The organism is Methanobacterium sp. (assembly GCF_016217785.1).
Classification (GTDB): domain Archaea; phylum Methanobacteriota; class Methanobacteria; order Methanobacteriales; family Methanobacteriaceae; genus Methanobacterium.
In genome coordinates this window covers 63,929-90,457 of sequence record NZ_JACRGA010000011.1, presented here as the reverse complement: position 1 = coordinate 90,457, position 26,529 = coordinate 63,929, and the positions used below count along the sequence as shown (strand labels likewise).

The 26,529-nt window shown below is 38.9% G+C and carries 26 protein-coding genes and 1 pseudogene; 12 read left to right on the top strand and 15 right to left on the bottom strand.

Annotation, left to right across the window (positions count from 1 at the left end):
• Positions 1–265: 265 nt before the first annotated feature.
• Together HY987_RS05455 and HY987_RS05450 are read right to left on the bottom strand one after the other, a co-directional pair.
• Positions 266–2,623, bottom strand: a complete 2,358-nt coding sequence (locus HY987_RS05455; protein WP_292756414.1) for a PAS domain S-box protein — start codon at positions 2,621–2,623, stop codon at positions 266–268.
• Positions 2,624–3,184: 561 nt separating this feature from the next.
• Positions 3,185–3,679 (bottom strand): hypothetical protein, encoded by a 495-nt coding sequence (locus HY987_RS05450; protein WP_292756412.1) that lies wholly within the window; start codon positions 3,677–3,679, stop codon positions 3,185–3,187.
• A 653-nt stretch (positions 3,680–4,332) separates the two neighbouring features.
• Between HY987_RS05450 and dmpI the strand changes: the two genes are divergently transcribed.
• Complete coding sequence (gene dmpI, locus HY987_RS05445) at positions 4,333–4,521, top strand: 4-oxalocrotonate tautomerase DmpI (RefSeq protein ID WP_292756410.1); 189 nt, start codon at positions 4,333–4,335, stop codon at positions 4,519–4,521.
• A 93-nt stretch (positions 4,522–4,614) separates the two neighbouring features.
• Entirely contained in the window at positions 4,615–6,723 is a 2,109-nt protein-coding gene (locus HY987_RS05440) for a thioredoxin domain-containing protein (RefSeq protein WP_292756408.1), read from the top strand.
• Between the two features lie 109 nt (positions 6,724–6,832).
• Here HY987_RS05440 and HY987_RS05435 read toward each other — a convergent pair whose 3' ends face one another.
• Positions 6,833–7,225 carry a CopG family ribbon-helix-helix protein gene (locus HY987_RS05435; protein WP_292756406.1) on the bottom strand — a complete coding sequence of 131 codons (393 nt, stop codon included), beginning with the start codon at positions 7,223–7,225 and terminating at the stop codon, positions 6,833–6,835.
• 115 nt (positions 7,226–7,340) lie between these two features.
• Here HY987_RS05435 and HY987_RS05430 point away from each other — a divergent pair, with 115 nt between their 5' ends.
• The 5 genes from HY987_RS05430 to HY987_RS05410 all read left to right on the top strand — a co-directional run bounded on the left by HY987_RS05430 (position 7,341) and on the right by HY987_RS05410 (position 11,263).
• Entirely contained in the window at positions 7,341–8,225 is an 885-nt protein-coding gene (locus HY987_RS05430; protein WP_292756404.1) for a zinc ABC transporter substrate-binding protein, read from the top strand.
• Positions 8,226–8,390: 165 nt separating this feature from the next.
• Positions 8,391–9,137, top strand: a complete 747-nt coding sequence (locus HY987_RS05425) for an ABC transporter ATP-binding protein (RefSeq protein ID WP_292756402.1) — start codon at positions 8,391–8,393, stop codon at positions 9,135–9,137.
• Positions 9,138–9,219: 82 nt separating this feature from the next.
• Entirely contained in the window at positions 9,220–10,023 is an 804-nt protein-coding gene (locus tag HY987_RS05420) for a metal ABC transporter permease (protein WP_292756400.1), read from the top strand.
• A gap of 136 nt (positions 10,024–10,159) precedes the next feature.
• The gene (locus HY987_RS05415) at positions 10,160–10,801 is read left to right on the top strand and encodes a hypothetical protein (RefSeq protein ID WP_292756397.1); all 642 of its coding nucleotides are present in this window, start codon (positions 10,160–10,162) and stop codon (positions 10,799–10,801) included.
• 159 nt (positions 10,802–10,960) lie between these two features.
• Positions 10,961–11,263 carry a hypothetical protein gene (locus HY987_RS05410; protein ID WP_292756395.1) on the top strand — a complete coding sequence of 101 codons (303 nt, stop codon included), beginning with the start codon at positions 10,961–10,963 and terminating at the stop codon, positions 11,261–11,263.
• 170 nt (positions 11,264–11,433) lie between these two features.
• Here HY987_RS05410 and rpiA read toward each other — a convergent pair whose 3' ends face one another.
• The 3 genes from rpiA to HY987_RS05395 all read right to left on the bottom strand — a co-directional run bounded on the left by rpiA (position 11,434) and on the right by HY987_RS05395 (position 13,967).
• Positions 11,434–12,153 (bottom strand): ribose-5-phosphate isomerase RpiA, encoded by a 720-nt coding sequence (gene rpiA, locus HY987_RS05405; RefSeq protein ID WP_292756393.1) that lies wholly within the window; start codon positions 12,151–12,153, stop codon positions 11,434–11,436.
• A 116-nt stretch (positions 12,154–12,269) separates the two neighbouring features.
• On the bottom strand, positions 12,270–12,701 hold the full coding sequence (locus tag HY987_RS05400; RefSeq protein ID WP_292756391.1) for a UPF0179 family protein: 432 nt from the start codon (positions 12,699–12,701) through the stop codon (positions 12,270–12,272).
• A 219-nt stretch (positions 12,702–12,920) separates the two neighbouring features.
• Positions 12,921–13,967, bottom strand: coding sequence for an NAD(P)-dependent glycerol-1-phosphate dehydrogenase (locus HY987_RS05395; RefSeq protein WP_292756390.1), 1,047 nt, complete (start codon positions 13,965–13,967; stop codon positions 12,921–12,923).
• Between the two features lie 616 nt (positions 13,968–14,583).
• On the opposite strand from HY987_RS05395, the gene proS reads away from it, so the two are divergent.
• From proS to HY987_RS05370, 5 genes are all read left to right on the top strand, one after another.
• On the top strand, positions 14,584–15,990 hold the full coding sequence (proS, locus tag HY987_RS05390; RefSeq protein ID WP_292756388.1) for a proline--tRNA ligase: 1,407 nt from the start codon (positions 14,584–14,586) through the stop codon (positions 15,988–15,990).
• Between the two features lie 228 nt (positions 15,991–16,218).
• Positions 16,219–16,908 (top strand): hypothetical protein, encoded by a 690-nt coding sequence (locus tag HY987_RS05385; protein WP_292756386.1) that lies wholly within the window; start codon positions 16,219–16,221, stop codon positions 16,906–16,908.
• A 244-nt stretch (positions 16,909–17,152) separates the two neighbouring features.
• A complete protein-coding gene (gene cofC / locus HY987_RS05380) occupies positions 17,153–17,824 on the top strand; it encodes a 2-phospho-L-lactate guanylyltransferase (protein ID WP_292756385.1) in 672 nt (223 codons plus the stop codon).
• Positions 17,821–18,588, top strand: a complete 768-nt coding sequence (thiD, locus tag HY987_RS05375) for a bifunctional hydroxymethylpyrimidine kinase/phosphomethylpyrimidine kinase (RefSeq protein WP_292756383.1) — start codon at positions 17,821–17,823, stop codon at positions 18,586–18,588. The genes cofC and thiD overlap by 4 nt, the downstream gene beginning before the upstream one ends.
• A 192-nt stretch (positions 18,589–18,780) precedes the next feature.
• Entirely contained in the window at positions 18,781–19,533 is a 753-nt protein-coding gene (locus tag HY987_RS05370) for a zinc-ribbon domain-containing protein (RefSeq protein ID WP_292756381.1), read from the top strand.
• A gap of 100 nt (positions 19,534–19,633) precedes the next feature.
• Here HY987_RS05370 and HY987_RS05365 read toward each other — a convergent pair whose 3' ends face one another.
• The 9 genes and pseudogenes from HY987_RS05365 to HY987_RS05330 form a co-directional block, all read right to left on the bottom strand.
• Complete coding sequence (locus HY987_RS05365) at positions 19,634–20,602, bottom strand: trypsin-like peptidase domain-containing protein (protein WP_292756379.1); 969 nt, start codon at positions 20,600–20,602, stop codon at positions 19,634–19,636.
• 144 nt (positions 20,603–20,746) lie between these two features.
• Positions 20,747–20,803, bottom strand: a pseudogene (locus HY987_RS12740) (zinc-ribbon domain-containing protein); the annotation flags it as partial.
• Between the two features lie 387 nt (positions 20,804–21,190).
• Positions 21,191–21,622, bottom strand: a complete 432-nt coding sequence (locus tag HY987_RS05360) for an ACT domain-containing protein (protein WP_292756377.1) — start codon at positions 21,620–21,622, stop codon at positions 21,191–21,193.
• Positions 21,623–21,692: 70 nt separating this feature from the next.
• Positions 21,693–22,994 carry a phenylacetate--CoA ligase family protein gene (locus HY987_RS05355; protein WP_292756375.1) on the bottom strand — a complete coding sequence of 434 codons (1,302 nt, stop codon included), beginning with the start codon at positions 22,992–22,994 and terminating at the stop codon, positions 21,693–21,695.
• Positions 22,995–23,509: 515 nt separating this feature from the next.
• Positions 23,510–24,217: a superoxide dismutase gene (locus HY987_RS05350; RefSeq protein ID WP_292756373.1), complete on the bottom strand. Its 708-nt coding sequence runs from the start codon at positions 24,215–24,217 to the stop codon at positions 23,510–23,512.
• Between the two features lie 170 nt (positions 24,218–24,387).
• Positions 24,388–25,074 carry a peroxiredoxin gene (locus tag HY987_RS05345; RefSeq protein WP_292756371.1) on the bottom strand — a complete coding sequence of 229 codons (687 nt, stop codon included), beginning with the start codon at positions 25,072–25,074 and terminating at the stop codon, positions 24,388–24,390.
• A 416-nt stretch (positions 25,075–25,490) separates the two neighbouring features.
• Positions 25,491–26,003 carry a ferritin gene (locus tag HY987_RS05340; RefSeq protein WP_292756369.1) on the bottom strand — a complete coding sequence of 171 codons (513 nt, stop codon included), beginning with the start codon at positions 26,001–26,003 and terminating at the stop codon, positions 25,491–25,493.
• Positions 26,004–26,072: 69 nt separating this feature from the next.
• Positions 26,073–26,234, bottom strand: a complete 162-nt coding sequence (gene rd, locus HY987_RS05335) for a rubredoxin (RefSeq protein ID WP_292756368.1) — start codon at positions 26,232–26,234, stop codon at positions 26,073–26,075.
• A gap of 115 nt (positions 26,235–26,349) precedes the next feature.
• Positions 26,350–26,508 (bottom strand): rubredoxin, encoded by a 159-nt coding sequence (locus HY987_RS05330; RefSeq protein WP_292756366.1) that lies wholly within the window; start codon positions 26,506–26,508, stop codon positions 26,350–26,352.
• Between the last annotated feature and the right edge of the window lie 21 nt (positions 26,509–26,529).

The following is a 26,529-nucleotide window of genomic DNA, read 5'->3' as shown; positions in this document are numbered from 1 at the left end:
GGTATTACTGTTAATAAATATTATTTGGTCAATATTCACATTTCATGGTAATGTTGTTCATTACCCTGCTGGATTATTGCCTCAATTATACATTCTTGTCACAAACAATTATAATTTTAAAGCATAAAACGTGAAATGTATCACAAAAAAGATGGATGTTTATAAAATAGGTATTATCCAAATAGATTAACACCACCAATATAAATAATACATCATAGATCGTGGTGAATATCTATTTTAGCTCCTTAACCAACTTATTATCTTTTTACCTGGCTTTTTCGATATCTTTGATATTTGAAATATCAGTGGCTATACCAATCCTGCGGTAGATTTCCTTGTTTTGATTGATCACTGGGAATGCCCTGACTTTTATCCACCTCACTTCTCCATCAGGACGTAGCACCCTGCATTCAACTTTTTCCCTGTGCTGGATTGTTCTACCGTTTTTTCCAAAGATATAAGAGATGAATTTATCTTTATCATCCGAGTGAATGGATTCAATCCATGAACGGGGGCTCTGGTAAAGAGTTTCTATGGTTTGACCCCATATCTTCTGGTAGGAGGGGCTCATGTAAATTATCTGTCCAGTGAGGGGGTCGATGATCCAGAAAACCTCTTCAATGTTTTGGGACATTAACTGGAATATATCCCCCCTCATTTTCATTTTAAATTCATTTAATTTCCTCTGGGTTATATCCCGAATGATGAATGTGGTGTACACATCTCCTTCTGCTTTCCAGGTGTTAAGGGACATTTCCAGTGGGAACTCACTTCCGTCTTTTCTGAGGCCAAATGACTCAAAAACATTTCCCATTTCCCGATCATGTTGATGGAAAAAGTCTAATTTGACCTGGAAATCTTCCATATGTCGTTGTGGGATGAGTGTGTCCAGGTACTCTCCCAGTATTTCTTCTTCCCTGTAATCGAAAATTCTTTCCAGGCTGCTGTTGGAGAACACAATTTTCTCTTCACTATCAATGATGATGATGGCATCCACTGCGGTTTGAGCCAGGTTCCGGAACTTTTCTTCGCTTGTTTTTAAAGCATATTCCACCCTTTTCCTTTCAGTGATGTCATTTAAGACATATATTAAACCTATAACTCTATTATTTTTGTTTTTAATGGCATTGGCCTGTATATATGCTGGGAAAATTCTCGCTGATTTATCTGTCATTTCCAGTTCCCCATCCCAGCTATTGCCATTCATTATAGTTTGGAATATGTATCTTCCCAGTTCTTTATCTTTAAACAGTTTCACAGGTCCCATGGGGGTGTTGAGTTCCTCTATCGAATAATCGAATAGTTTATTGAAGGATTGATTTTGATAGAAATGGGATCCATCGGGCATTGCTATTCCAATGGAATCTTCGGTGCCCTCTATTCCTGCCAGTATACGTAATAACTGGTTTTCAGATTTTTTACGTTCGGAAATATCCCTGGTTATGGACATGATCATTTCTTTTCCCTGCAAATTGAAAAGATGATTACTGATCTCGGTTGTAATCAATTTCCCATTTTTAGTAATTTGCACGGCCTCGAAGGTGGCTCTACCATCGAAATTTAATTTTTCCATAACTTCTGGCATTTTTTCCTTGGTTTCCTGGTTAATGATCTCCTTAGGGCTCATGAGAAGAAGTTCTTCCCGGGTGTAACCCAATCTCTGGCAGACTACATCGTTTACTTCACAAAATTTACCCGGTAACCCGTTATCAACATAATGGAGGGATATTCCATCATTGGCATTGTTGAACACTTCCCTGAATTTTTCTTCACTTTTTTCAAGAGCATTTTGCACCTTTTTCAAGGGGGTAATATCCCGAGCAATAAGCTGCACAGCTCCGGGTTCTCCACTTTTTACAGGCATGGGCTGAATATTGGTACTGAAATAATATTCTTCGCCTCTGATGAGGGTTACACTTTCAAAAATATGGCTTTTACCCGTTTCAATTACTGTTCTTATGTTTTTCATCTGGGAATCGGCATGTTTTTTGGGAAAAATTTCCCACATGGTTTTTCCTCGGAATTGTTCCTCCTCGCATCCAAAGAAAAGGGCAGCACTTTTATTCACCAGGAGGAATTCTCCATGGTAGTTGATCATGGCGATGGGGTCATCTGCATTTTCAATTAGACTACGGTATTTGTCTTCGCTTTTTTTTAGTGCTATTCCCATGTTCTTCTTGTAAAAAGCTATTTCAAAGGTTAATAGAAGTTCACGGTTGTGGAATGGTCGTGATAGGTAGATCTCATTTTCTTTTAGATCGATACCTTCGGTGTCATTGCAATCAGAATTAGAGGTAATTAAAATTACAGGAATAGATTTTGCACTGTTAGAATTATTTAATTCTTTTAAAATAGGTTTAAAATATGTGTTATCCTTTAATTCATCGTCTATTAGGATTAAATCAACTGAATTTAAATCAAGTGTCGTGGAATCAACCAGATCTGGAGTACTGTTATCTGAAATTAACAACTGGTTCTTTTTTTCCCAGTTGATTTTCTCCCACTGGGAATTTTTCCAATTTAGCACAGTGAGTGGGTGGTAATTACTTGAGGAAAGTATCTGGTTAATTCTAATGGCTTCAGAATCATCATCCATGGCGAGAATTATTGTTGTTCCGGACATGGTAATTACCAGTTCCACTTGGTCATACTATAAGTTATTAATTGCTAATGAGGATTAAATGGAAAATTATAATAATGAAAACTAGCTTGAATATTATGATAATTTTTAAGTAATTAATATTATTATGGGTAATATCATGGGTGTCATTTGTAAGTAACGTCACATTTTCAGAGATTACGTGCCCACTATGATATTTAAAATTTTATTTCAAAATTCAGCACTAATTCCAGATTAATGCTATACATAATTAGTGTACTTCGTTATAGTTCTGTTTAACGAAGCTAATATAATACTTTATCGTGAAAAAACATGTTTATATTTTTTTTGTATATTCATATCACAAAAATCTTGAATCACCCCTATTTAGATGATTTAGGCTATATATGTTCTGATATTTTGTACTAGTTTAACATTTTTTATTTTTTGCAAATGTTTTTATCCGCAAATCATCATGAAGAATAAGAAAGAAAAATAGATTTTACATATGGTTATAAATTTTACATATGGTTATAACTAGATTAAGAACGATATCTAACTTAAAAACTTATTTCTGATCTGAAATCATCGATCTCGCTTTTTATATTCCTGGTAACTATTTGGGAATCTTCCTAAGATATAATCTCTTAAGCCGCGGTTTTCAAGCTCTGCTATGATTTTTTCCCTGAACTCAAGTTCCAAATGTGCATCTTCCAGATGATTTTTAGTTACAAATAATCGGTGTTCAACTTTATGATGATTACGCTGGAGTTCCATGTAATTATTGAGCTTTAAATCCAGTTCTTTGAGTTGGAAATCTTTTATCTGCTCTTTAAGCAGCTTCTTTTCTTCAATCACATCCAAAATGATCTCCTGATTGTTGGTTATTTTCTCTTTAAAGAAGATTATTTCAGATTCTTTCTGGGATAAATCCTTCTCCAGTTCTCTGATTCGAATTTTATCATCCGAAAATAATTTTTTCCCCTCAAGATTATCATTTGAATTCACTTTTTCAGATGATACTCCTTCCGGTTCTCTAATTTCTGGGATTTCTTTTTCAAGGGATGATTTATCTTTCATAGAAGTCTCCTAATCCTCCGGGGGATCATAATGGAATTGACATTAAGATTAATTTCATTAAATGGATTGCAATCAATGTGGATGTATAGGATCTATATGAATTATATTCCTATTTACAATTTAATTTTTCATGAGTTAATATTAATGATATGTGTCTGTTATATTAATACTACAAAATTATATTGATTCAAGGTTCAAGTCAAAAAATACATCCAGATTTAACAGTTTCAACAGGCACTCCTGGGCACTGTCTGGAAATATTATTAATGACCCAATCTTCACTGTTAGAGGTATACCAAAAGGATGAGATTGGTGGATTTCTCAAAAATTCATAATTGATCAAATGGTTATAGCCATTACGGTGTCAAATCAGGTGACTAATCATAGTCAAATAACTGATGGGCATAATGGGATCTTATTTTGAGTGGGATCTTTATTTTGAGTGATGAATACCCTGAAAAATAGTGAATGAAAAATAGTGAAACTAATTATCATAAAATAGGTGGTCATAAAAATCTGTGGAAAAACTTCATCATACAATGGGGAGATGAATAAATTTGTTTCTAGTTAGTTCATATTCCACTGTTAGTTCCATAAATTTTATGACTTTCAAAAAGTATAATCTATAATCACCAAATGGAGGTGAATATTTTATGCCTGTTATAACCATAGATGCTCCACCAATGAACACGGAGCAAAAAAGGGAGTTAGTAAGTTCATTTGCCAAAACTGCCAGTCAAGTGCTGAACCTTCCAGTTCAAGCCATGGTGATCATAATACGGGAAGTAGAATCCGAGAATGTAGGGGTGGGAGACATCCTGCTCTGCGATCGTGAACAGTAAAATCAATAGTAAATTAATTGTGATTTAAAATATAGTAATTTGACTTATGTAATGTGACTGAAATTAAAAAAATTAATATAATTGGCGGTTAATATGTCAAAAAACTCCTCCCCAGAATCTGGAAATAGCCCTAACCATCTTAAAAATGAGAAAAGCCCCTACTTGCTCCAGCATGCAGACAACCCTGTAGATTGGTACCCCTGGGGTGATGAAGCATTTAAAAAGGCCAAAGATGAGAACAAGCCAATATTCCTATCAATTGGGTACTCAACATGTCACTGGTGCCATGTTATGGCCCGGGAGTCTTTCCAGGACCCTGAAATTGGTGACCTAATGAACCAGGTCTTCATACCAGTTAAGGTAGACCGGGAGGAAAGACCAGACATTGATAGCATCTACATGACGGTGTGCCAGATGATCACCGGCAGCGGGGGCTGGCCCCTCACCATTATCATGACCCCGGATCTTAAACCATTCTTTGCAGGAACATACTTCCCCAAGGACACCGGCCCCAGGGGAACTGGCCTCAGGGACCTTATCTTAAATGTTCACGATCTCTGGGAAAACAAGAGGGAAGATCTCCTTAAATCAGCCGAAGACCTTACCCTATCACTCCAACAAATATCCCAGGGATCACAGGGAAAATCAGGGAAAGAACTCGATGAAGAAATAATAAAACAGACCTACCATGCACTACTTGAAAACTTTGACAAGGAATACGCTGGTTTTGGAACTTACCAGAAGTTCCCCACACCCCACCATCTACTTTTCCTTCTCCGGCATTGGAAACACGCAGATGAAGATGAATCCTTAACCATGGTAGAGAAAACACTGGAAGCCATGAGAAATGGGGGAATATATGACCATGTTGGGTTTGGTTTCCATCGTTACACTGTGGACCGGCAGTGGATCATCCCCCACTTTGAAAAGATGTTATATGACCAGGCCCTTCTGGTTGTTGCTTACACCGAGGCTTATCAGGCAACCGGAAAAATCAAATTAAGGGAAACAGCCGAAGAAGTCCTTGAATACCTTTTAAGAGACATGAAATCTCCTGAAGGTGGTTTTTATTCTGCTGAGGATGCTGACAGTGAAGGTGAAGAAGGAAAGTTCTACCTGTGGACATGGAGTGAAATCATCCAGCTACTGGGTCAAGAGGAAGGGGGAATTTTCTCCGAGATTCACTCAGTTTCAGAGAACGGAAACTTCAAAGACGAAGCTACAGGTAAAAAAACTGGTAAAAACATACTTCACAAAAGCCAAACCTGGGACGAGCTATCCATAAAACTGGAAATGTCCCCTGAGCAATTATGGTGGAAAACAGAGAGTGCAAGGGAAACACTCTTCCAGGCCCGTGAAGGGCGAGTACATCCTCATAAAGATGACAAACTCCTCACTGACTGGAACGGACTGGTCATTGTGGCATTATCTTTAGCAGGCAGAGTATTTGGTAGGGAAGATTATTTACTGGCAGCAGCTGAAGCTGTGAACTTCATAATGACCAGACTCCATCACCAAGGACGGCTACGTCACCGCTGGCGTGACGGGGAGGCAGCAGTGGAGGGTAATCTTGATGACTATGCCTACCTCATCTGGGGATTGCTGGAACTCTACCAGGCCACTTTCCATTCAGAATATCTTAAAACTGCCCTTAAACTCAACCAAACCCTGCTGGAACATTTCTGGGACCCTGATAATGGAGGGTTCTATTTCACCCCTGATTATGCTCAGGAAATCCTGGTAAGGCAAAAAGAGGCATATGACACGGCATTACCATCTGGGAATTCAGTGATGATGATGAACCTGGAGAAATTATACATGATAACTGAGGATATTCAGATCAGAGAGATTTCCAATGGACTGGAAAGATATTTCTCTCCCATTATAGGGCAATCACCATCTGCATTTACAATGTTCCTTTCGGCAATTATTCTGAAGATGGGTCCTTCCTTTGAAATATCAATCACTGGGGAAAGAGACAGTGCAGATACTAAAGTCATGATAGATATCCTGCAAAAAGAATATCTACCAAATTGCATGTTAATACTCAGATCCAGTGATGATGTACTGATAAATCAGATTATTGGATCTTCTGAATCTAAACCCATGATTAACAATAAAGCCACAGCATATGTTTGTGGTAATGGAACCTGCCATGCCCCTGTTAACACCCCCGAAGAGTTAATTAATCTTTTGAAATGATGGGATTCATTTAAATCTGTTAATATAATAGCTCTTTATAAAAAGACTGAAAGTGAAAACCGGGTTAAAAGTAGAAATTTAGTTAAAGAAATTATTTCTTTATCCTTTTTTATTCCTGGGGCAGTGGAACCAGCTTGGAATATAAAAACTTGATGTTGCGGTTTAAAAGACGGGAAAGTTCTCTCATCCTCCCGGCATCGCCTTCCAGAATAAATAGTTCCAGGCACTGATTTCCATGCAAGTGGCTGTGTATCTGGGTGTTGATGATATCCTCAAAATTGTGCTTGATCTGGGTGACTTTATCCTCTGATTTTTTAGGATGGATTAAAATCAGTATGGAATTGATATAACCCTCTAACTTATTTTTTTCCTCATTATCTGCAATTAAAAGACGAGTACTGGCTCTAAACACCTCTGAACGACCAGAAAATCCAACTTCATCCTTGAGGGCGTCGATTTCCTGGAGAAGTTTTTCACTGAGGGACACGCTGATTATGGCCATGGCCCTAATATTAATAAAATAATATAAAAACCTTGCTAATTTTTATTAAGAAAATTTATAAATATTAATAAAAGCATATTATAATTTATATAAAAACCCATTCCGGTGCCACTTGATGGAAAGAAAAAAAATTCTCATTACATCTATATCAATACTAATTCTAATTTTAATTACAGTTACCTACTTCTACACTTCCACTGGAAACTCCACTGGATCTTCTGATGGGAAAATAGGTGTTGTGGTAACGGTGGGGCCTCAGGAAGAGTTTCTAAAACGTGTAGGTGGAGACAGGGTGAATGTAACGGTGATGGTACCTCCTGGTGCAGATCCACATACCTACGAGCCCCTTCCCAACCAGATGAAACAGGTTCAGAACGCCCAGTTCTACTTCCAGGTAGGTTCAGGTATTGAATTTGAACTCACCTGGATGGACAAGCTGACCAGTATGAACAGTCAAATGAAACTGGTTAATACTTCTGCAGGAATCCAGCTGGTTCCCAACACTGCAGAAGGCGAGGAAGGTAGTGATCCCCATGTGTGGGTTTCACCCCGAAATGCGAAAGTCATGGTGGAAAACATTTACCAGAGCCTGGTACAGGCTGATCCTGAAAATAAGGATTATTACACCAAAAACAGGGATGAATATCTAAAAGAACTGGATGAACTTGATAAAAACATCACCCAAACCTTATCTGGAAAGAACAATACAAAAATAATGGTTTATCATCCTGCCTGGGCCTATTTATGCCGGGATTATAATCTTCAGCAGATATCCATAGAACAAGCAGGGAAAGAACCCACACCACAGAACATAGCCAGTCTGGTGGACACTGCCCGTAATGAAAATATTAAGGTCATATTTGTCTCTCCTGAGTTTTCTACCAGCAATGCCCAAGTAATTGCCAGTGAAATTGATGGTAAAGTGGTGGTGGTGGATCCACTCAGCCAGAACTACTTGGAAAACATGAAAAAGGTTGTAGGAGCATTTGCAGGTACTTAAAGTAATATTATGGAGAGTATAATATTAAGGAGTTAATATTATGAGGAGTTATGCTGATGCTAAGTTTTGTAGAATGGGCTGAAAACTGAATGGTTTGAAATGAAATGGTTTGAAATGAGATGGTTGATACTAATTTATACTGAATAAACGGAGTATGCTGATAACATGGTTCATAATGCTGTTGAAATGGAGAATGTATCTGTAACGTTTAATAATCAGCCAGTTCTCACAAGTATTAACCTCAAGATTGGCATGAATGATTTTTTAGCCATAATCGGCCCCAATGGTGGGGGTAAAAGCACCCTTCTCAAGGTCATACTGGGACTTTTGAAAGCAGACCAGGGTTGGGTGATGGTATTTGGAAACAAACCCGGAAATCCCCACAACCCCATTGGCTACCTTCCCCAGCACGTATCATTTGACCCGGATTTTCCCATAAACGTCTTTGACACAGTATTATCCGGAAGATATCATGGTTTTTTCAAGGGATATTCTGATGATGACCGGAACATGGTAAAAAAAGCCCTGGAAGAGGTGGACATGCTGAACTTACAGGACCGTCAGATGAGTCGACTTTCAGGGGGGCAGATGCAACGGGTTTTCATTGCCCGGGCACTGGTAAGAGACCCTAAACTATTACTATTGGATGAACCCATGGCCAGCATAGACCCTGAAATGCAGAATTCATTTTATAAACTCTTATCCAGACTTCGGGAAAGGATGGCTATTGTATTGATAAGTCACGATGTAGGTGCTGTTTCCACCCAGGTTGAAAGCATTGCCTGTCTCAATCAGAGACTGTACTACCATGGGCCTGTGGAAGACTCGGAGAAAGGCCTGGAAGCAGTTTATAAATGTCCAATTGATCTTATAAGTCATGGAATTCCCCATAGAGTATTGAAAAAACATTAAATTCAATAGTTTAATCATTATCTTAAAATTATAACATTTTCATACATTTGCCTGATAATTTACAATTTAGAGATGATCTAAAGTGACTGGAATACTTGAATACTCTTTCATGCAGAACGCCTTCATGGCAGCAGTTCTGGTGAGCGTGGCCTGTGGACTGGTGGGGACTTATGTGGTTGTTAAACGCATAGTCTTCATAAGCGGAGGAATATCCCACGCAGCCTTTGGAGGAATAGGTCTGGGATACTTCCTGGGAGTAAACCCCATCTTAGCAGCAATACCCTTCAGTATAATATCTGCCCTCCTCATGGGATTAACCAGTAAAAAGGTTAAAATCAGTGAAGACACTGCCATTGGAATACTCTGGAGTTTGGGAATGGCCATTGGAATTATATTCATTAACCTCACCCCGGGTTATGTTCCAGATCTAATGAGCTACCTCTTCGGAAGCATACTCACCGTTCCAGTCAATGACCTGATAATAATGTTTATACTTGATATTATAATCATCATCATGGTCATTTTATTCCAGAGGGAGTTTCAGGGTATTTCCTTTGATGAAGAATTCAGTCAGGTGATGGGCATGCCCACCACTATTATTTACCTCCTCTTATTATCCCTGGTGGCATTATCAGTGGTGGTGATGATTAAGGTGGTGGGAGTGATCCTGGTTATTGCTCTTTTAACCATCCCTGCAGCCATTGCTAAACAGTACACCTACCATCTGGGACGGATGATGATACTATCAGTGATCCTGGGAATGATACTCACCACCGGTGGCCTCTATATATCGTACCTTTTCAACCTGGCTTCAGGGGCTACCATTGTCCTGGTTTTAGGGCTTGGATTTTTAGTTTCATTGTTAATACAGAAATTAATGGAATAAACATCCAAAAATAAAATAATTTGGATGACCCATTAATTTTGGACAGAATTTGCAATTATAAAACTAATCCCATCAAAAATTATCAAACTTAAAATCTCATCAAAAAAATATATAAAAGATCGCTCATATCATAATCATGCAGTTATCTAATTTAAGCAGAGTACTAATTTTCCTGATAATTCTGGTATCAATCACCGGAATATCATCAGCTGATGTTATAAATCCTGGAGAAAAGAACATACCATTTAGTTATCAATTATCCAACATCCAGAATTATCCTGATTACATTTTTATTCTTCATGGAACTCCTAATCCATCTATGGAAGTTTTAAACTCATCAGAGTTCAGTTTTTACAAGTTAAGCACATGTTCCGTTTATGCTGTTCCTGTGGCAGTTTTTAACCAGATGCAGGTAAATGAGATGAATGATACTCAGGTGAGTGAATTTTTAACTAGCGACACCAGGGTGGCACGTTCTGCTCTTAAACTGGAAGGTAGTTATGGAACCGTAAATGAGGCAAACCCCCTCCAAAGTGCTCTTATTATCCTTAATATCGATTCAATTCAGGGAAACAACCTGGACATACAAAAAGAGAAGGTCATCTACACCTACAGTAGTGGTCATAAAGTTGAAGCACCTTTCCAGAGTCAGAATCAGACACCCGAACCCACTATCTCCGGACAATCATGGGATTCCTATGTTTACTTCATTGCATTGCCCATTCTAGCATTGGCCCTCATATTATTCCTTATTATCAGACGCAGATCAACAAATTAAGCCATTCATAGACTCGGGTTATATATTTAAGTGGGCATTGAAGGGGTATTTTAAGTGGCCATGAATTTAAAATGGCGATTCAATGATTTAAATGGAACAAAAATTAAAGAACATGAATACTAGGGCTAAAAAAGCCCATATTCAAATAGTATACTCACAATGTACAACCTTATTATTGCCTGGATATTAACCTTATTCATTGAATTCTTAGTCATATGGTTATTCATCCGGAAAGAACCGTTAAAACTATTATTTTACTCTTTTCTCATTAACTCAATCACTCTGCCCCTGGCCACATTCACTTATATCTACCTTTATCCCAGTTTCTTTTTAACTGAAACTGCTGTTTTCCTGGCAGAGACTGTTCTTTTAAAATTATTACTGGAAATTGATTATCCTCGAGCATTGTCCATCTCCTTGGCGGCTAACATAATCACGGCATTATTTGGTTTTTATATCTAAAATAAGGGGATTTTTGAAATTATATCTGCAACTAATGGATTTCTAAATAAGGGAATTTCCAAAAAAATATTTCTAAAAATTATCTAAAAAAATAATTTAGTAAAAAAATAATTTAGAACAATGAAATTTTTAAAAAAGAATAAGATTCAATTAAAACCTTTTGATGGAATTTAACCCTTTTTAAAGGATTTAACTCCATTAGAAGTGGCAACCAGTGCCTGATCCGTTATCCCTGCGAATACACCATTTTCCACCACACCCGGAATGCTGTTAAGCGCTATCTCCAGTTCATGTGGGTTATGTATCTCTTTAAACTGAACATCCACCACAAAATTATTATTATCAGTTATCACGGGACCATCTTTCATTTGAGCCATTCTCAGGGATGGTATACCACCAGCACTTTTCACCCATTCAGTAACAGGCCTGTATGCTGCAGGTATCACTTCAAGCGGCACTGGGAAATCTCCAAGTCGTTTAACCTGTTTGGATTCATCAACAATAACCAGAAATTTCCCTGCTGCAGAGTCTACGATCTTCTCTAATGTGTGAGCTGCTCCTCCACCTTTTATGAGATTTAATTCAGGGTCTACTTCGTCGGCACCATCCACAGCCAGATCTGGCAAGTGTTCATCAAGGGTGGTTAAAGGTATTCCACAATCCCTTGCTAGGAAAAAAGACTGGTATGAGGTGGGTATTCCCATAAGTTCAATTTCTTCTTCTTTGATCCTGTCTCCAAGTTTCTGAATAAAGTAATGAGCAGTTGATCCTGTTCCCAGTCCCAGAACTTGCCCGTCAGAGACCATCATTGCTGCTTCGTGAGCAACTTCTTTTTTAGCATCATCTACTAGCTGGGCAGCTTCCCAGGCAACTTCTTTTTTCGGATGCATATATTATCTCCATTTAACATTACAAACATCAATTTAATCATTAAATCAATTTAATCATTAATACAAATCCAAATATTAATCCATTCCCACTGTGGTTTACATCTTTTTTAACCGTTTTAGTACTTAAGCATGACCATATTAAGGTTCAATCCTTTAGGGCACTTTTCATCGGGTTTTCCAATTTTCTTCACGATTTTGCATTTATCTTCAGGGTAAAGGCCCTCTGGAAAGCAGAGTTCACGCATTGAACAATCTTCATCACATTCCGGGGGATTAAAAACAATATTAGAACCTTCAAATGCACGTTTTGAATCAATAGCAGCTTTTATCACAGCTTTCTCCACTTCCACCACTTTAACTTTACCACTATCGTGAACCATACAGGGATGTGCTGTGTTTTTAACCTCTCTGATACGGTATATCCTACCCTCTTCCAGGGATTCAATACAGGTTTTTTTGAAGCGGCATTCATCGCACTGGCTGGCTGCCCCATAATGCATGAATTTAAGTCCTTTTTCTGCTAAATTGTTTCCGATGAGGGTTATCATTATCTATCCACTCCATGGAATTGAAATCTCCCGGCCTTATTTGTTGTTTAATAATTGATATTAAATTAGTTTTGGATATTAATATTTAGTGTCAATCTATTAAGTTCATTTGATTAAGTTCATTTGATTAAGTTCATTTGATTAAGTTCATTTGATTAAGTTCATTTGATTAAGTTCATTTGATTAAGTTCATTTGGTGTAATATTTTAAGTTACCATTTTAGTCAATAACTCCTGTTTTACGTGCCAGTTTAGTGGCTGCAGCTTCAGTGAGGCCCCTGTCACCAAGAATTGTATACCTCTCTTTCCGAATACTATGGGCTTTCATAAGGGCTTTAATAATATATTCTGGTTCTATTCCAAGCTCTTGTGCATTTACAGGGGCTTTAATAGTTTTTAGGGTATCACGGATGAATTCCCAGTCCCCACCATGGAGGTACATCATCATGATGGTTCCAACTCCGCATTGTTCACCGTGAAGAGCGGGTTGTGGTGCTAAGAGATCCAGTGCATGACTGAATTTATGTTCAGCTCCACTGGCTGGTCTGCTGTTACCGGCAATACTGATTGCCATTCCACTGGATATGAGTGCCTTGACCACAATGGCCGCACTTTCAATAAGACCCTCTTTTATATCACCAGCCGCTTTTATAGTCATTTCAGCAGTTATAAGGGATAAAGCAGCTGCAGAATCACTGTAATCTTCGTTTAACAATCGATGTGCTAGTTTCCAGTCCAGGACTGCTGTGTAATTGGAGATGATATCTCCACATCCTGCCGCTAAGAGGCGAAATGGTGCCTGGCTGATGATCTGGGTGTCTGCAATAACTCCCATTGGTGGTTCGGCCTCTAGAGAAACACTTCCTCCCTGATTTTTGATGGAAGCTCGAGGAGAAGAAATACCATCGTGAGAAGCTGCCGTGGGAATGCTCACTGAGTGAACTCCCAGATGGGTGGATGCCATTTTAGCAACATCGATCACTTTCCCACCACCAACTCCCAGAACAGCACTCATATTGTTCATACGTTCCTGAACTTCTTCAACTGCATCCATGGATGGTTTTTCTATGATTATGGTTTCCACATCAAAATCATGATCCTGAAGGCTCTTGATAACTGTTTCCCCGGCGATTTTCATTGTCCGCGGGCCACTGGCTACCAGTACCTTGTTGTTGAGCTTTAAATCCTTGCAAATGGATCCTGTTTCCTTGATTACTCCGGGTCCACTGTGGATCTCCCGGGGCAATTTCACCCGATTAAAATCCATGTATATCTCCTTTTTCAAATATCCATTGTTTTTCCAGCCAAAAAATGAATTAAAATTTACTCATATGTTTTCAGCAGGATTAGATACATTTTGATTGATAATATATATGATATTCCGAGTATTTTTCATCCAACAATTAATTAAACATTTCCCGTCAATTTCAGCCCTAAATAAATTAGAATATACATAATGATCTTTAGGTTAACAGATAAAATAATTTTTGATTTTATCCTCCATAACTAGAAGGAGATGGTTTGGTATGAATGGAAAAAAATGTGGTTAATCATGGAAGTGGTGAAGATTGACAGACTGAGGATGGTTCAGGATAATATCTTTTTGTTTGAGTTATTATCCTTTGATTCAAAACATTTATTATGGCCTTAATATTAAACATTAATCGTTAACTCTAATTTGAATACTTTTGTAAATTTAATTTCAAGATATAAAACAGGAATAGAGATATTAGTAACATATAAGTAATAATAAGAAAGAATAAGAAGTCTCTCTTTTATATAATAATAAAGAAGTAATTGAGTTAAGGAATAATTATTTATCCAAAAAAAAAATTTATACAAAAAAAATCCAAATATCCAATTAATAGGTTTATGGTGAAGAAATGTCCGAATTCAGTGAATGGTTCCACAATATCCTGGAAGAAGCAGAGATAATCGACACACGCTACCCAATTAAGGGAATGCACGTATGGCAGCCACAGGGCTTTAAAATAAGAAAATATGCCCTTTCCTTACTTAAAGAAATTTTAGATGAGGATCATGAAGAAGTACTCTTCCCTATGCTCATACCTGAGGATGAACTGGCTAAAGAGGCCATACATGTTAAGGGGTTCGAAGAAGAAGTTTACTGGGTTACCCATGGAGGTTTAACACCCTTAAATAAAAAACTGGCCCTCAGACCCACCAGTGAAACAGCCATGTACCCCATGTTTGCTTTGTGGGTGCGCTCCCATACTGACCTTCCCATGAAGTATTACCAAGTGGTCAACACCTTCCGTTATGAAACTAAACACACCAGACCACTTATCCGGGTTCGGGAAATAACAACCTTCAAAGAAGCCCACACCATCCACGCAGATTCTGATGGTGCCAGCAAACAAGTGGAACGGGCTATTGAAATATACAGCAGCTTTTTTGACCAGCTGGGAATACCCTACGTTGTCACCCGACGCCCAGAATGGGATAAGTTCCCTGGTGCTGATTACACCATGGCCTTCGACACTCTCCTGCCAGATGGTAAAACCCTCCAGATTGGTACAGTACACAACCTGGGCCAGACCTTCGCCCACACATTCGACATTACCTATGAAACAGCAGAAGGAGAACATGAATACGTTTACCAGACCTGTTACGGATTGTCAGACCGGGTAATAGCATCTATCATCGGTGTTCATGGAGATTCATCTGGACTGAACCTACCACCAAGTGTGGCACCATATCAAATAGTTATAGTGCCTGTACTATTCAAGAAGAATGCCCAGGAAGTCCTGGATTTCTGCAACAAGTTGCAGGATAAAATCAAAAAAGCCGGACTCAGAGTTCACCTGGATGACCGGGACATCCGAGCTGGTAAGAAGTATTATGGGTGGGAAATGAGAGGAGTACCACTCCGCTTGGAAATAGGGCCACGGGATATTGAAAATAAGAAAATGGTACTAGTGCGCCGGGACACAATGGAGAAAGAAACCATTGACTACAATGAAGAAACTCTCATCAATGATTTAAACACTATTCTTGACGATGTAACCTGCAATCTTAAAGACAAAGCATGGGACAAATTACAGGAAAACATCCGCCCTGCAGGGACACTGGAAGAAGCCAAAAACATCATCACCAACCAACAAGGGATTGTATCCTTCTTATGGTGTGGGGATGAATCATGCGGTAAGGAAATTGAAGAATACGTAACCGTTGATATTCTGGGTGTGAAGGAAGGAGTAACTGAAGGTAAATGCATAGAATGCGGTAAAGATGCCCGGCATGTGGCTCTTCTTGCTAAAACATACTGATAAAAAAAACTGAGAAATAGTAATAAATCCGTGTAAGTATTATCCTGGGATTAACCCTGAATGCATCATGGGATTAACCCTGAATCGCATCATGGGATTAACCTCATGAATGTTATCATGGAATCAAATTGAATGCTCTATAAAAATATAATGTTAAATAGCCATAGAACTTGGATAGAAATTTTAGTGCAATAGATTTAACATCATTGATGTTAAAGGAGATTGTATATGAACATACGGTTGATCTTACTGATAATGGTAGTGGTGGTCTTTGCAGCAGGATGTGGAGCCATGAGTTTCCTTTCTGGCGGTGGAATAACACTGGAACAGGCCTATGATACTAAACAGGTTGAAATTATTCAAAATACAGCTGCCGGAACCATACCCCACAATGTCACCATTAAAAATAATGGCACCAAACCACTGGTGGTGGATAAAGGAACCCTCCTCAAAAGTAAGGAATCACAGGATCTGGTTATCATTGAAGATAAAAAGATCAATCCCAACAACAATGACACTGTACAGGCATACTGCATCGAACCTGATCAAAAAGCAGTTCCTGGAACCACACTCAACCCATCAGGCACCGCATCCAGCCAGATCAAACAGATCATTGATAGTTCAAACCCCTCAGATCTTCAAAACGCCACCCAATCCCAGATGCAGATCTGGATCATTGTAAGCAAAGGAGATGTTGATGTCTACACTGGCGAAGCAATGGCAGTGGTACAGAATCAGAAAACAAAATACTACCAGCTCCAGGAAAAACTGGACATTGCTAAAAAGAATGTGATGAGCCGATTCAACCTGACCTCCGAGGGAATTCAAAATATTTCCTTCACAGCAGAGTCAGATAACAGTGCCAACACCTGGATCAGTGACTTCCGGCAGTGGTTCAAGAACAATCTTGGAATATGATAAAAAGAATTTCTGTAATGATTTCACATTAAAATGAAAAATTCATCTAAAATGATTTTATCTAAAAATGATTTTCATTAAATAAGAAATTCCATATAAAATGAATTTAGTGTATGAATTCAATCTATAAAATGAATTAGTTATAAGTGAAATTCACCTAAAATTCAACCTAATAAATGAATTTAGTTTAACTGAAATTTCACTAGATTTTCATGTAACGATTAACCTAAACAAATTGATTGACATGACCAATACATATGCAATAATCCCTGTTTCCAGGTTTTCTGAGGCAAAAACCAGGCTATCACCAACTCTCACACCACTGGAGAGAGAAAATCTTCTTAAAGCCATGCTGATGGATGTTATAGGGGCAATAAAGGGCAGTGTGGATCAGGTGGTGGTTATAAGTTCAGATAAAGATGTGCTTAATTTTGTTAAGGATTTAGATGTCACCTGTCTTTCTGAGAAGGGCAAAACTGATCTAAACGGTGCCCTGACCCAGGCAGTGGAGTGGTGTTCTCAGCATGCCAGTCAGGTGCTTATTGTACCCTCAGACGTCCCCCTCATCCATCCAGATCAGGTTCAGGAAATGGTTGAACTGTCAGTTAAATGGCCACTGGTCATTGCCCCGGCCAAGGGTGGTGGTACCAATGCTTTACTATGTCCTACTCAGGATATTAAGATGAAATTTGGAGATTGGAGCTTTTTTGAGCACCTGAAAGAAGCGGAAAATGCTGGGATGCCCTGGTATATATATGACTCTTTTTACCTTTCCCTGGATGTGAACACCGCTGAAGACCTGGGTGAGATAATGATCCACGGTTTTGGAACCCAAACCCGTAAATTCCTCAAAAGCATTGGTCTGGAGGTTAAATCAAACCATGGAACTGAGCGTTTGATGGTGGAAAGAAAATGATAGCCCTTTCTATTGCTGGTTTCGACCCATCTGGAGGTGCAGGAATCCTCGCAGATGTGAAAACATTCCAGGCACTGGGAGTATACCCCACTGCAGTTATCACCGCACTCACTGCCCAGAATGTGAAACAGGTGGAGAGTGTGGAATCGGTTAACCCTGATTTTGTGGCCAAACAAATAGACCTGATACTGGCAGAGGAAGATATAAATTACGCCAAAACTGGAATGTTATACTCAGCAGAGATGGTGGAAATGGTGGCCAGCAAGGTCAAGGAGTACAATTTAAAACTGGTGGTGGACCCGGTTCTGGTGGCTGGTTCTGGTGGTGTTTTATCTCAGGACAACCTGGTGGAAACCCTGAAGAAACATCTTTTACCGGTGGCCGAGTTAACCACACCCAATATCCATGAAGCAGAGGCCCTCACTGGACTGGAAATAAAGGATGAGGATGATGCCTGTAAGGCGGCCTGTGAACTGGGGAAACTATGCCCTACCGTGGTTACAGGAGGTCATTTGAATGGTAGGGATATTTTTTATCAAAGTTCTTTAAATGAGAAATCTTTAGGTTTTATTGATGGTGAAATCCTTAAAAGTAACAATACCCACGGATCAGGATGCACTTACTCCGCAGCAGTGACTGCTTACTTGGTTAAAGGACTATCACTGGTTGAATCCCTTAAACAAGCATCATATTTCACTAAAAAGGCCATAGAAAACGGTTCACATGGTACTTTGAATCAAATATGGAGATTAAACCAACCATAAAATCCATTACCCCTAATGATCATGTCATTATATGGGCCTATAATAATCTGGTCTAATGTATTGATAGTGAAAAACTAGTCTAGTACTAAACTAGTCTAAGTATTGATAGTAAAACTAGTCTAATATTGAATAGATAAAATATACAGTATTGAACTTTAATGAAATAATGATTAAAATAATCGAGGTGTGTTTATGGTTTCCAGCGAGGAGATAAGAAGAAGATTAGAAGCAAAAAAAAGGGGCGAAACATTCTCCGAAGTAAAGAAGACACCCCCTACATCATCATCAATCACTTGTCCTGAATGTCAGACACCAAATCCGGACAGTGCCAAGTTTTGTGTGGGATGTGGAGCATCACTATCTAAGGAATTAACTCCCACCCCTGGAGAGAGTACCACTACACCTGTAAATGAAATTCCAGTTACTACTCCCGTGTCAACCCCTGAAACTGCCCCTGCAGAGGATTATAAACTATGCCCTTCATGTAATCAGAAAAATAAATTAGATGCCAAGTTCTGCATCATATGTGGCCATAAATTTGAGGAAAAAGATGCAGGGCAAAAACCTCTGGAACCCTTAGTTGATATGGTAGGGGAAAAAGAAGCCCCCACAACTGAAACCCCTGAGACAGAAACTCCTCCGGAATCAGTTATACCTGAAATCAAGGTTCCTGAACAGTTCACATCTGAGGATAAACCTGCAGAAGTGCCCCCTGCGGAGATTGTTGAAGTTGAATCTAAGGAAGAAACTGCCCCTGCAGAAGTAATTCCTGAAGTACAACCTGCAGCAGTTAAAACAGAGGAAATACCGGAAACAAAACAAACCACTGAACCTGCTGAAGATCCAGTGCTAAAGATCAAAAAAGCCAAAGAACTTCTGGATATTGGTGCCATAACCCAGGAAGAATTTGACCGGATTAAGAACAAGTACCTGGAACTAATTTAGGGAAACTTGGTTAATAAAAGAAATTGGTTAATAAAAAATTCGGGAAACTGAATTACTAAAAAAAGTTTTGAATAAAAAAAGAGATTTTTTTTTGATTGGATTAAAAGGGGAGGAATGATCCTCCTCCCACATTAACCCCATTCTCATTACATAGTTCAGTTATGTATTTGGAGGGTAGGAAAAAGTTGAATCCCTGTTTTTCAAATCCCTGCACCAGAATTCCAATAACCTGGTTATTGGAGTTGCATACTGGACCACCACTGCTTCCACTATCCACCGCGGCATCAGTCTGATAGTAGGTGGTGCCTTTAGATGAGGGCCTTTCAGCACTTACAATTCCACTAGTAAGACTGGCAGTGTAGATACTATTCCAGAGTTCTTTACTACCTCCCTCAGTATCCATGTCACCGTAAAATGCGAACTGTTCTGTGGGATATCCATAAATACGCACATTCTCCCCTACTGTTATTTGTTGATTATTTATAGGGAGATAAGGTAATCTACTGGCCTTATTAACCTTTAGGAGAGCCACGTCCATTTCAGTGTCCGAATTACCCATGTCCACTAACTGTGCATCTACAGGGTTACTGGCACTTTCCGGGAATGTGGGTCCTCTGATATATATGTTGTGTGTGTAATTAGTGGCTTTAACAGCACCTGCTGCCATAAACTGGTTGGTAAGGGTGTCTAACTGTGATTCATTCAAACTACTGATCATTTCTGGATGTGCCTTTTGCAGGAAAATGTAGATGGCTGCCTTATCCACGTAATATTTCAGATCATCATCAGTCATTTTCCGGATAACACCATTATTGGTGATCTCCCATGGATCACCCACCACATGGGCAGCAGTGGCAATGTAACCATCACTGGTGATGATAAAACCAGAACCCGCAGAAATTCCATAGTAATCAACAGTCACATCGTAGGTTTTGTTATCGGTGGGATCAGTAACCTGAGCAGCACCAGAAACAGCAGATACAATGAAAACTGTGGCATTTTGAGGGGAAGTAGCTGTGGGATGGTATACTATATAGGCCACAACTGCCAAAAGTCCCAGTATTATCACTGCGATGATAATGATTTCCCTTTTACCTAACTTTGATTTTTTAGGTGGGATTTTTCCTTTTTGATTTTGAACTCCACCCTTCCCATTACTTGGAGTTGTAAATCCAGAATTTCTACCCTGATTTTCAACTTCAGGAACTAATCTCCTCCCACATTCTTCACAGAATTTAGCATTTTCAGGATTATTAGCACCGCAATAAGGACATTTCGTTTAAACCCCTCCTTAGTTCATCACTCTTAAGATATTCCTTTTTTTTATTTGTAATACACTAAAATCATTCCATGACCTTCTTCTATTCTAATTTTCAATATCATTTAGTAAATAAATTATTTCGGTAACTTATTAATTTTTTCTATCTATACCAGACTCACACGGTTCGTTATTATGAAAAAAGAGAATTATTGAACAATTTTATTAACAAAACCATTGAATTAAAAAAAGTTAGTTAGAATCTTATACAAAGTTAGGAATCATTATACAAATTTAGTTGGAATCAAAAAAAGAAATTTTTGAGAACAATTATTATTAGAAAATGAAGTTATTTATAAAAAAGGTTTAATTAAAAAGAGTGGAAGAGAACACCCTTATTTAAAGGAGATTAACTTCATTGGCCCTTAATATGGTAATCCCACCTTTTTCCAAGGCAGTTATACCGGCATCAACATCTTCCGTGCGTATAACCACAATGGCTTTGTCACTTTTTTTCTCCACAAAGGCGTAAAGATATTCCACATTGATATCGGCTTTGTTAAAAACACTGAGAAGATCGTCTAGTCCTCCGGGTTCATCTAGTACTTCCACTGCTATGACCTCGTTGACTTTTACCACGAAGTTGTTCTCTTCTAATATTTTCTGTGCCACATCTGGATCAGGAACTATCATACGCAGTATCCCGAATTCAGAGGTGTCAGCTATTGAAAGAGCCCTTATATTAACACCGGCACCTGAAAGGATGTTAATTGCCTTCCAAAGTCTTCCTTTTCTATTTTCAAGAAATACGGATATTTGTTTTAATTTCATTTTCTCATCCCCTGACATATCCCTTCATCTCTAAACTTAAGTTTAAAATTTTCCCAATTTAAGTCTTCATTTAACTTAATTCCCGTTTATCAATGACTCTGACTGCTTTCCCCTCACTTCTGGGCAGGCTAAGTGGTTCTACCAGTGTCACATTCACCCTGAGGCCTATTTCGTCATGTATATGTTTTTCTATGGATTTTTTCACTTCTTCCACGTGTTTAACCTCGTCTGAGAAGAGTGCGGGCGAATTTTCAATTTGTACTTCCAGTTCATCCAGATGCTCTGGTCTGCTGGCGATGATCTGATAGTTTGGTTCCATTCCCGGAATCTTGAGGAGTGCCCGTTCGATCTGGGATGGGAATACAATAACACCCCTGATCTTGAGCATGTCATCGGATCTTCCGGTTATACGATCCATTTTAACATGGGTCCTTCCACAGCCACATTCACCCTTACGCAGGGCAGTGATATCACGGGTACGGAAACGTAGGACTGGCATGCCTTCTCTGGTTAATGTGGTCAGTACCAGTTCTCCTTTCTCACCTTCAGGCAGTGTTTCTAGGGTCTGGGGGTCCACGATCTCAGGGTAGAAATGATCATCGAAGATGTGCAGTCCATTCTTTTCCATGCACTCATTGGCCACACCCGGGCCAATGATCTCGGTGAGTCCGTAGATATTCAGGGCATCAACTCCCAATCTTCTTTCAATTTCATTTCTCATCTCTTCAGTCCACATTTCAGCCCCGAAAACCCCGGCTTTAAGTTTTATGTCTTTTTTAGGGACTTTTTCCCTTTCCAGTACTTCGGCTATGTACATGGCGTAGCTGGGGGTGCAGGTGATGATGGTGCTTTTAAAGTCCTGGATTATTTCGATCTGGCGTTGGGTGTTCCCGGCGCTGATGGGTATTACAGTACAACCTACCTTCTGACCACCATGGTGTACTCCCAGTCCCCCAGTAAAAAGACCATAACCATAACAGTTCTGGACTATGTCTTTTTTAGTGGCCCCGGCCATGGAAAGAGCACGGGCAACAACTTCGCCCCATATTTCAATATCTTTTGGGGTGTATCCAGATACAGTTGGTTTTCCAGTGGTTCCAGAGGTGGTGTGAACTTCCACAATATCATCTGTATCAACTGCGAACATTCCAAAGGGATATGCATCCCTTAAATCGCTTTTAGTGGTGAATGGCAGTTTTTCTATGTCTTTAAGACTTTGGATATCTTCAGGGGTTAATCCTGCCTCATCCAGCCTCTGACGATAATAGGGCACGTTTTCATAAGCCCTTTTAACTACATCCTGTAATCTTTTAAGCTGTAATTCTTCCTTTTCCTGGGCTGACATGCATTCAGCCTTCTCGTTCCAGATCATCTACACACCTCTATAAAACAAATGAATAGAATATGAATAACTTTTTTAGTGTACTCATATAATTTAACCCTATGATTTAATTTTTAATTTAAACCCTTTTTAATTTAAACCCTACAATTTAAGTCTTTTAATTATTAATTGGTCTTAAATTTATACTAGACTAATCATTACAAACTTAATTTCAAATTAACATCAAGGCAGTAAATCCATATTCTCATAATCCATTATAAAAGAAATGGTATTTATCTATTCCGAGTGGGTCCGGGTAAGTAGAAAGCAGGGAATAATCTGGTAAAATGAAACTACCCCTGTTCAAAAATAGGAATTAACCCTATCCCGAATATAATTGGCCATCAATAATAAAAATTTATACCTAAACCTAAGAATTTGTCTCAATTCTGAGCAAAGACTAAGCCTTTTATAAAAACTAAGCCTCTTATAAAGACTAAGCCTCTTATAAAGACTAATCCTCTTAAAAATAAAAAATATGTTCAAAAGAGAAAAAAAAGAAGAAATTATTTCTTCTCAAATGATTCCAGCCAGTCGTCGAAGTTTTCCCGAAACTCTTCCAGTTTCATGTCCAGTACCCTACGGTTATCCACCAAATTTAAACTGTTTGAAAGGAGTTCAATTTCCAGGCGGCGGTTTATTTCCTCCCAGTTCACGATGTTCCAGAATGCAGCCACGTAGTCTGGTCGGACATTCTTGTAGTCCAGGTAGTAGGCGTGTTCCCATACATCCAGGACCATTAAAACCCGGAAGTGGGGTATGACATTGACGTTGTGTTTTTCAATCTGTGTGATAAACAATCGGTCAGTTCTCCTGCATATGGTCAGGGCTGCCCATCCTGATCCTTCGGTGCTTATGGCTGCTTGAGAGAATTCCTTTTTAAACCTTTCAAAGCTACCGAAGTCCTTTTCGATGTATTTGGCAATGGTTCCAGTGGGTTCACCTCCACCTTTTGGTGCTGGGGCCATGTTTTCCCAGAACATTTTGTGCAGTACGAATCCACCCACATGGAATGAGAGTTCCTTGGCCACAGCCTTAACATCAAATTCCATGCCTGGTCGGCTGTCAAATTTGGCTAAAATTGCATTTGCACCATCCACGTAGGCCTGGTGGTGTTTATCATGGTGTATTTGAAGTTGCTCTTCGGATATGTATGGAGCCAGGTCCCCGTACCCATAGGGTAGCGGAGGAAGTTCATATACTTTTTTAGACATTTTTTCATCACCTTTATATCCTTTATGTATTCCTTATGTCAAAACCATTCTTTAGCCACAATAATTCCTTACTTATCCTTTATTGGAGTTAATACCATAAATACTCCTTTATTTGATTATTTTTCCTTTATTCTATTTTTTTATTAAATTTTAAGCTAACAGCCATCCATTTACCATTTATAGTAGTTCCGGTAGCACAGCCACCAGTCAAAGCACTTGTATTCTCCTGGTCTTTCCAGTGCTGTTTCAATATCCGCTGCTGGAGGAATGATCAGGCCTTTGCCAATGATTTCATTACAGGGCCAGTTGGCTGGTATGGCCACACCCTTCTCTTCAGCAGTTTGGAATCCTTCAACCATCCTTAATATCTCATCTAAGTTCCTACCCAGCTCTTGAGGGTAGTAGAGGATGGCGCGGATAATTCCTTCGGGGTCAATGATGAACACGGCTCTCACGGTGTTGGTGCCCTTGTTGGGGTGTATTAAACCCAGCTTATCAGCCACATTACCTGTGTCTGCAATTACAGGGAATTCTATGTCAATGTCGAAGTTTTCAGCAATCCACTGGATCCATTTAATGTGTGAGAAAACCTGATCCACAGAAAGTCCAATGAGTTCGCAGTTTAGATCCTGGAAGAGATCATAACGGAGTTGGAAGGACACAAATTCAGTGGTGCACACTGGTGTGAAATCTGCAGGGTGGCTGAATAAAACAAACCATTTCCCTTTGAATGCTTTGGGTAGTTTCATCATTCCATGTGTGGTCTGAACTTCCATTTTGGGGAACTTATCCCCAATAAGTGGCAGTCCTTTCCCTTTTTTCTTAATTTTTCTTAGTTCGTAAACTTTTTCTCCCATTTGTTTACCCCCTTGAGGTAATAACTATACAGTGTTATTTTTCTCCCCTTTTTTATTTAATTTTTTTTATTTAGTCCGCGGGATCACTATTTGTGATTTTTTACTGATATTTTCCGGGTGAATATAAAAAATAAATTCCAGGTAAATTATAATTATAATAAAATTAAGAAGAATAAACGTTTCATTTCCAATATTAAGAGTTTCAATGATTAGATATAAATTCAATAATGATATTATGCGTAATTTGAAATATTTAAGATATAATTTTAGTGTTAAGTAGTAATTGAACCATAATTTGAATATTTAAGATATTAATTTTGGTGTTAAGAATTAATTTAGAATAAAGAATGCAGGGATATTTATGGTAAAATTGGAAAATAAAAAAAAATAAGTGAGTTTAAAAAATAGGGAGTTTCTCACTCAGAAGCTGTGGGGGGATTAAATATCCTTTGTGCTAGTTCCTGGTCCAGCATATAGAGTCCGCTGCCGGATTCTCCTGCTAATTTTACTTTCTGGAGAACTCCACTGGAGGATTCTTCTTCTTCAACCTGTTCGGCCACATACCACTGTAGGAAGTTGTTGGTGGCGTGATCTGATAGTTCCAGGGCCAGGTCCACTAGTCCGTTTATGAGGCCAGTGACCATCTGTTCATGCTTATATACATGTTCAAAGGCAGCTACTGGTGAATCCCATTCACTTTGAGGTTTTTCGATCTCAGCCAGACTCACCCGGCTACCCCTCTGCACCAGGTAGTCATAGAATTTCATGGCGTGGCTTAACTCCTCCTGGGCCTGGACACGCATCCAGTTACCAAAGCCTGGTAGATCTTGGTCTTCAAAGTAAGCCCCCATGGCCAGATATAGATAACCAGAATAGAGTTCCCGATTCAACTGGTAGTTCAGGGCCTCTTCCATCTTCTCATCTAACATATCTTTTCACATCCCTCTCATATTATTAAAAAAATTTCTTATTAAAAAAAATTATTTTAAATCTATTCTTTAATCGATTGGTTCAAACAGGTCTTTATCTGCACCGCAAATGGGACAGACCCAGTCATCTGGCAGGTCCTCAAAGGCGGTTCCAGGTTCAATTCCGGCCATGTCATCTCCTACTTCAGGGTCATAGATGTATCCACAGGGTTTGCATAGGTATTTTTGCATAATACTCCACCTCTTTTTTTTATTAGACTTCATGATGGATTCATGAAATTCATTTAATCATTGGGGTATGGGCAATTAATCATCGGGGCATGGGACAAGAAAAAATATATTTATTTTAGATAGGAATAAAACGGAATTTTCCAACACCACACTTGGGGCAGCGCCAATCATCTGGTAAGTCCTCAAAAGCTGTTCCTGGGGGTGTCCCGGTTCGGGGTTCTCCATTTTCAGGATCGTAGATATAATTACAGACCTTACACTTGTATCTTCTCATATTTACCCACCTACATATTAT